The organism is Actinomycetota bacterium (assembly GCA_004297305.1).
Classification (GTDB): domain Bacteria; phylum Actinomycetota; class Actinomycetes; order S36-B12; family FW305-bin1; genus FW305-bin1.
In genome coordinates this window covers 231,202-238,385 of record SCTR01000005.1, presented here as the reverse complement: position 1 = coordinate 238,385, position 7,184 = coordinate 231,202, and the positions used below count along the sequence as shown (strand labels likewise).

Here is a 7,184-nt window from a genome sequence, read left to right as displayed (position 1 = left end):
GCCCAGTCGCGGTGGCCGGGATCGTCGGACACATCGACGATCTCGGCGCCGAGGCTGCGTAGCGCCTTGGCCATCAGCTTGGTGTCGCGGGCGCGCAGTGCCCGCCTGACGACAGCCGGACCGTCGGCGAGCGAGGCGAGCACCAGCGCCCGGTTGGTCAGCGACTTCGACCCCGGGACCGCGACCACCGCCTCGACCGGGCCGGCGGCAGTGGGAGCGGGCCAGGGTCGTCGCGCAGGTGCCACCGGTCGAGGGTATCCGGCGCCGGGTCGCTTCCCGGCGGTCGTGACAGGCTTGCCCCGTGTGTGGCAGGTACGCAGCGAGTCAGCACCTCGACGACCTCATCCACGAGTTCGACATCGAGCAGGGTCCGGAGGTCGAACTGGCCGCGGACCACAATGTGGCGCCCACCAAGGACGTCTACCTGGTCGCGGATCGAGTACGCGATACCGGGACCGTCCGGGAACTGCACGTGGCGCGCTGGGGCCTGGTCCCGTCGTGGGCGAAGGACCCGTCGATCGGCTCCCGGCTGATCAATGCCCGACTGGAGACCGTCGCAGTCAAGCCGGCATTCCGGAAAGCCTTGGCGGCCAGACGATGTCTGCTGCCGGCCGACGGCTACTACGAGTGGTACACGCCGCAGCCGCAGCACGACGACGGGCGTGGCGCGCCGGATCGCCCGGCCGGTACGGCGGGCCCCGCCGCCCGGGGGCGCAAGCAGCCGTTCTTCATTCGGCCCGCGGACGGCGGGATCCTCGCGATGGCCGGTCTGTACGAGTTCTGGCGTGACCCCGGCCGCGCCGCGGACGACCCGGCGCGGTGGTGGGTGACCACGACCGTCATCACCACGACGGCCCCGGACGAGCTGGGCCGCATTCACGACCGCATGCCGCTCATGGTCGAGCCGGCCCGCTGGGACCAGTGGCTGGCGCCCGGGCCGGTCACTCAGGCGGAGCTGGCCGAGCTGCTCGTGCCGGCCGCGCCGGGCCCGTTGGCGGCGTACCCGGTCTCGACCCTGGTCAACGACGTCCGCAACAACGGCCCACAGCTGGTCGAACCCGTGGCGGTGTCGTCGTGACGAGGCCGACGGCGCCCGCCTCGACGACACCGGGCCCGGCGATGCCGGCCCCGACGGCACCGGGCCCGACGGCACCGCGCCCGGCGATGCAGGCGGGCGCAACACCGGCCGTCACGACGACGCCGACCCCGGTCGGGCCGGCACGGCTGCACCGCTACGCCGCGCCGCGGCACCGCCGGGCCGTCCTCGTTCTCGGGCACGGCGCGGGAGGTGGGGTCCACGTCCGGGACCTGCAGGCGCTCGCCGCGGCGCTGCCGCCGCGGGGCGTGGACGTCGTGCTGGTCGAGCAGCCGTGGTGTGTCGCCGGCCGGTTGATCGCCGACCGGCCGGCGCAGTTGGACGAGGCCTGGTGCGCGGCACTTGCCGGGCTGCGGGCCGCCGACAGCGACGTACCGCTGGTCGTGGGCGGCCGCAGTGCGGGAGCCCGCGTCGCGTGTCGTACCGCCGCCGACGTCGCCGCGACCGCGGTGCTGGCGCTGGCCTTTCCGCTGCATCCGCCCGGTCGCCCCGAACGCAGCCGAGCCGACGAGCTGGTCGCGCCCGCCGTGCCGGTCACCGTGGTCCAGGGTTCCCGCGACGCGTTCGGCACCGGCGCCGAGGTCCGCGCCGTCGCCGGGTTCGCCGACCCGGCGCGGGTCACGGTGTACGACGTGCCCTGGGCCGACCACTCCTTCGCCGTACCCGGGCGGGCCCCGCTGACCGCCGCGGAAGCCTTGGACACGGTCGTCGCCGGGGCCTGGTCGGCGGTGCTGCGTGCTGCGGCGATCGTCCGCCGCACGGGAATGCTGCTACCCGCATCGGCCGTTGAGGGGGCGGAGGACCGGGCCCGATCTCGGAGGACGTGATGCTGGTCGTGAGCGCAGTTCAGGTGCCGGAGGTCGAGGTCGTGCCGGGCGGCGAGCGCGGCTCCTGGGAGCCGCCGCCCCGCGCGGCGCAGCTGGCGGGGCTACCCTCGGCTGTGATGAGTCAGGGACCGGGGGACGCGCCGTCGGTCGAGGAGACCGATGCCGAACGCGCGGCACGTTTCGAGCGCGACGCGCTGCCGTTCCTGGACCAGTTGTACGCCGCGGCGCTGCGCATGACGCGCAATCCCGCTGACGCCGAAGACCTGCTGCAGGAGACCTACGTCCGCGCGTTCGCGGCGTTCCACCAGTACACCCACGGCACCAATCTGAAGGCGTGGCTGTTCCGGATCCTCACCAACTCCTTCATCAACACGTACCGCAAGAAGCAGCGCCAGCCGCAGCAGTCAGCCACCGAGGATCTCGAGGACTGGCAGATGGCGCAGGCGGAGTCGCACACGTCCACCGGACTGCGCTCGGCGGAGGTGGAGGCGCTCGACCACCTGCCGGATTCCGACGTCACCGAGGCGCTCAGCCGGCTGCCGGAGGACTTCCGGATGGCGGTGTACCTCGCCGACGTCGAAGGCTTCGCCTACAAGGAGATCGCCGAGATCATGGGGACTCCGGTCGGCACCGTCATGTCGCGCCTGCATCGCGGCCGGCGGGCGCTGCGCGGAATGCTCGAGGAGTACGCCCGCGACCGCGGTTTCATCGTGCCGGAATCGGTCGTAGGGGAGCGGTCATGAGCTGCGGCCACCACCACGACATCGACTGCGCGCAGATCCTCGCACTGGTCACCGGGTATCTCGATGACGAACTGGACACCGGGGCGTGCGCCGACATCCGCCAGCATCTCGAAGAGTGCGGCCCGTGCCTGCGTGAGCTGGGCATCGAGCAGGAGGTCAAGGCGCTGATCGCCCGATCCTGCAGCTGCGGTCCGGCGCCGCTCGAGCTCCGCGCCCAGGTGGTGGCGCGGCTGCGCGTGGTCCGCGCCGAAGGCCACCTGCCGGGCTGAGCGCCCGGCCCGCGCGACTCCTGCGACGGCCGCGCGGCCTGTCGTGCGCTCGACTCATCTGCGATCAGGGACCTGTCCCGTGTGGTTTGGCCGCTGTCCTCAGCCACCATGGATCCTTCGGTGCAGAGCCCGATGCGTCTCCCGCTCCGACCAACGAATCCCTGCAGAACGTCGGACACCTGTGGATAGGTCCGAGGCCTTGTCGGCGGTCCGAATAGGCTCGCGCCTATGGGCAACCGGAACTACGGCGAGGTCTTCACCAGGCGGTGGGTTGCAGACGCGATGCTTGACCTGGTGGGGTACGCGGCTGATCGTGACCTCACGAAGTTGGTCGCCGTGGAGCCGTCGGTCGGATCCGGCGCCTTTTGGCTTCCGATGGTCGAGCGGCTGTTGCTGGCCGCCGACCGACGGGGCGTGGCTGCCGCCAACCTGGGGGACGCCCTACGGGGATACGACCTTCAACAGGAACACGTTGAGACCTGCATCTCCGCTAGCGTAGCGATGCTCGTGGACGCCGGTGCCACGTCCGAGGTAGCGCGCCAGATTGCGTCTCGCTGGCTCAGAACGGCCGACTACCTTCTCGACGACGAGGACGTCCGTGCCGACGTTGTCCTAGGGAACCCGCCGTACATCCGATCCGATGAGCTCGACCCCGAAGCCGAGTGCCAGTATCGGCGGATCTATCGGTCGATGAGCGGGCGGGCGGACATCTACGTCGCATTCTTTGAAAAGGGGATTGCGCAACTCAAGCCCGGTGGGAAGCATGCATTCATCTGTGCCGATCGCTGGATGCGCAACGCGTACGGCACACAGCTGCGACGGATCGTCACCTCAATGTGTTCAGTCGACGCCGTGTGGCAGATGCACGACGCCGACGTATTTTCCTCCGAGGTCAGCGCTTACCCGGCGATCACAGTGTTAACCAGGGCCGGACAGGGATCCGTAGTCATCGCGGAGTGCAACGCAGCCTTCGACGAAGGCGCCTGCAAGCGCCTGACCCGTTTCACACTGTCCGACGCAACCGTCGAGCACGCAAGTTCGTTCCGCGCTCACCGGATCGCCCGTTGGTTCTCTGGCGACGACCTTTGGCCGGCGGGCGACCCTGACAGCATTGCCATGTTGGAGGAGCTGAATGCTCGTCTGCCAACGATTGAGGAGACCGGAGCGAAGGTCGGCATTGGTATCGCGACTGGCGCTGACAAGGCGTACATCGTTCCGGTCGAGATTGACGTCGAGGAGGACCGCAAGCTTCCGATGATCATGACGGGCGATGTCCGGGACGGTACGTTCAGGTGGGGCGGCTCTGTGCTCCTTAACCCTTGGTTGCCAGACGGAAGCCTCGTCGATCTCAACGCCTTTCCAAAGCTGGCCGCCCAGTATTCGAGCCATCCGGAGCTGCGGGAGCGCTATGTCGCCCGGAAGCAGCCTGGTGCTTGGTTCAAGACCATCGACAAGGTCAACCACGCGCTCATCGGGCAGCCAAAGTTGGTACTTCAAGACATGAAGGCGCAGATCACGCCGGTGTACGAACAGGGCGGGCACTATCCCCACCACAACCTCTACTGGATAACCGCGGAAACATGGGATCTCAAGGTGCTGGGCGGGCTACTTCTCTCGTCGGTCGCACAGTCGTTCATTGAGGCGTATTGCGTACGCATGCGTGGCGGCACTCTTCGCTTCCAGTCTCAGTACCTGCGCAAGATCCGTGTTCCTGATCCGTCATCTATCAGCCACGAGGTGGCGGCGGAACTGGCGAGTGCGTTCGAGCGCGGCGATCGGGAGGCGGCAAACCGCGCATCCTTTCGCGCGTACGGGCTGCGTGCCGATAACGTCGCGGCGTGAGTGTTTTCGATAGCTTCGATCCCGCCGTCCGAGCCTTCTGGACCGGCCGCGACCTCCAAGCACAGCGACAGATCGATTCGGGCCTGGTGGACGCAGGAACGCGCGGTTCAGTCACCGGCGGCAAGCATCTCCGTCCGCTCGAAGACGCTGTAGCCGAGCTATTCGGGCCACTCGTCCGGCGAGGCGCCGAGGTCCGCAACGGAGCGAAGCTGACACTGCCGGGCCACTATCGGCGGTCGAAGGATTGGGATCTCCTCGTCACGTTCAAGGGCGCACTGGTCGCGGCCGTCGAGTTCAAGTCTCAGGTTGGTTCCATCGGCAACAACTTCAACAATCGAACCGAGGAAGCCCTCGGGAACGCGGTTGACATATGGAAAGCGTACGAAGAGGGCAGCTTCGGGCCGGTTCGACCATGGCTTGGATTCGTCTTCGTCATCGAGTACTCCGATGTCTCGTCGAGAGTCTCCAAAGTCGATCCGACCACGCTGTTTCCTGCCGACCCGATCTTCTCGGGCACGTCGTACGTCGACCGTTATCGCATCCTTGCGCAGCGGCTGGTTCGGGAGCGCCTGTATGACGCGACCTGCGTGCTTACCACCCGTAGGGGCGAGGGGATTCTGGAGGAGCCGGTTCGCGACGTGTCAGTTGCCAACTTCGCCGCGGCCGTCGCCGGGCGAATTGCCTACATCGAGGCACTCAACATCTAGTCAGCAGCCCTGGGCAGCCGGAGCTGGGCGTGTCGGCGAGCCGCGGCCTTGTCCGCGGCTGACGGTTGGGTGCTGGTCACGCCGAGGCTCGATGCCGACTGCGGTCTCGCGACGTCGCCGAGGCGCTGGCCCACGCACGGGCCCCTGTCAGGCCCAATCGCCACCGTGGCATGTCGGCCTCCGCAACGACGCTCTGTTCCGCGCCAGCCCTGCCCGCTTTGGCCACGAAGGCGCAGCTCGATCGGCGGCCAAACACGCGGCGCGCGGCCTGTCGGTCGGGCTAGGCGTTCGGCCGGTTCCCGTGGTTGGCGGAGCCCTTCTTGCGGGTACGGCGCTTGCGGGCGCGCTTGCTCATGGCCTGCTCCTCACGACGATCGCCCGCGACCTGCCGCGAGCCCGCAGGATCCTCTCACGGCCGCGCGCCCCCTCGGTTCGCTCCCCGCGCGAGGCAGCAGGGCGCTCAGCCCGACAGCCGCCGGTTGACCGCGGCGAGAACCGACCGCGCCACCGCGTCCTCATCGTCCCCGCGTACCAGCGCGCTGCCGCACAGCGCCTGCTCGCCGAGCCGCGGGACACTCATCGTCAGGACTGACACGGCGACGGCATGCCGGCCGGAGGCGTGGACCTGGCTGCTTTCCACCTGGGTGGTGATCCCCAGCAGTTCCGACAGGGCCCGCACCGTGGCCGCAGCGGTGATCCGGGCCCGATGGGTCGCCGAGATCGGCCCGCTCGCGGTCCCGGTGAAGTCGGCTTCGCCGACCGCCAACGACACCGTGACCTCGCACTCGCCGTCCCGGGTGCGCACCGTGATGCCGGTGAGCGCAGCTCGTGGGCCACTGCTGTCGGCCTCGTCGCCGGCGAGCGGCTCGGTCGCCATGCCCGGCTCGTCACCGCCGATCTGCACCACGCTGACGATCCGGTGGTCGACGTCGACATCGAACTGCGCCATGGCGACGGACTGGACATCGCGAACGACCTGCTTGGCCGCCTTGCCTGGGTCGGCGACGATGTGGATCTCCGTCGGTCGCGCATCGGGGCCGGTGACGACGCTGGCGGCGCGGATGCCCGGTATGCGTCGTAGGGCGTCCTCGAGATCGGGCAGCAGGCGCAAGGTCGTCATCGGTCGTCCTTCGCGGTCGAGGGCGGAGCGTCGGCGCCCGGAACGGGCCTGGCTGGGCTGTCGGCAACGGGGTCGGCACCGCGGTCGCCCGGATCGGGCGGGGTATCCGGCGGATGGGCCGGATCCACCGGTCCGGCCACCAGGGCGAGGTCGGCCACGAAGGTCCGCGCCGGCGTCGCGTCGGGGTCCGGGGCCCCGGCCGGGGCGCCGGGTCGAGTGCTCGCGGTCGTCGGCCGGGCCGCTCGCGCCCAGGCCGCAGCGGTCTGTTCGGCCGACCCGTCGGCCTCGATGTCAGCGGCATCGAGGGCGGTCAGGGTGCCGGGCAGCGTCGCCGCCGCATGCTCGACCACGGCCCGCACGGAGGCGCGTTGCCACCACCGCAGGTGACGGGCCGTGGTCGCGTCGACCCGACCGGCGGCCTCGGCCTCGGCGAGGACGGCGTCGAAACGTGCCGAGGCCGCGTCCTGCCGAGCGTCGAGCACGGCAAGGACGAGGTCGGCGTAGGTCTCGCGGGTCCGTCGGTGCGCGGACGCGGGCATGCTCGACTCCTCCAGAGGTGCTCGTTGCGACCCCCCGCCGC

8 protein-coding genes and 1 pseudogene are annotated in these 7,184 nt (G+C 69.7%); 6 read left to right on the top strand and 3 right to left on the bottom strand.

Going from position 1 to position 7,184, the window contains the following annotated elements:
* A partial coding sequence (locus EPO13_02750) for a 3-phosphoshikimate 1-carboxyvinyltransferase (GenBank protein TAK70789.1) occupies positions 1–245 on the bottom strand: 245 nt, incomplete at its 3' end.
* A gap of 56 nt (positions 246–301) precedes the next feature.
* Between EPO13_02750 and EPO13_02745 the strand changes: the two genes are divergently transcribed.
* The 6 genes and pseudogenes from EPO13_02745 (at position 302) to EPO13_02720 (ending at position 5,484) form a co-directional block, all read left to right on the top strand.
* Positions 302–1,078, top strand: coding sequence for an SOS response-associated peptidase (locus tag EPO13_02745; protein TAK70788.1), 777 nt, complete (start codon positions 302–304; stop codon positions 1,076–1,078).
* 86 nt (positions 1,079–1,164) lie between these two features.
* Positions 1,165–1,803, top strand: a pseudogene (locus tag EPO13_02740) (hydrolase).
* Between the two features lie 236 nt (positions 1,804–2,039).
* A complete protein-coding gene (locus tag EPO13_02735) occupies positions 2,040–2,666 on the top strand; it encodes a sigma-70 family RNA polymerase sigma factor (GenBank protein ID TAK70787.1) in 627 nt (208 codons plus the stop codon).
* Complete coding sequence (gene rsrA / locus EPO13_02730; protein TAK70786.1) at positions 2,663–2,935, top strand: mycothiol system anti-sigma-R factor; 273 nt, start codon at positions 2,663–2,665, stop codon at positions 2,933–2,935. The genes EPO13_02735 and rsrA overlap by 4 nt, the downstream gene beginning before the upstream one ends.
* Before the next feature lie 228 nt (positions 2,936–3,163).
* Complete coding sequence (locus tag EPO13_02725) at positions 3,164–4,777, top strand: SAM-dependent methyltransferase (protein ID TAK70785.1); 1,614 nt, start codon at positions 3,164–3,166, stop codon at positions 4,775–4,777.
* Positions 4,774–5,484, top strand: a complete 711-nt coding sequence (locus EPO13_02720) for a type II restriction endonuclease (GenBank protein ID TAK70784.1) — start codon at positions 4,774–4,776, stop codon at positions 5,482–5,484. Before EPO13_02725 ends, EPO13_02720 begins: the two co-directional genes overlap by 4 nt.
* Before the next feature lie 460 nt (positions 5,485–5,944).
* Here EPO13_02720 and EPO13_02715 read toward each other — a convergent pair whose 3' ends face one another.
* On the bottom strand, positions 5,945–6,604 hold the full coding sequence (locus EPO13_02715) for a hypothetical protein (protein TAK70783.1): 660 nt from the start codon (positions 6,602–6,604) through the stop codon (positions 5,945–5,947).
* A complete protein-coding gene (locus EPO13_02710; protein ID TAK70782.1) occupies positions 6,601–7,143 on the bottom strand; it encodes a hypothetical protein in 543 nt (180 codons plus the stop codon). The genes EPO13_02715 and EPO13_02710 overlap by 4 nt, the downstream gene beginning before the upstream one ends.
* Positions 7,144–7,184 lie beyond the last annotated feature (41 nt).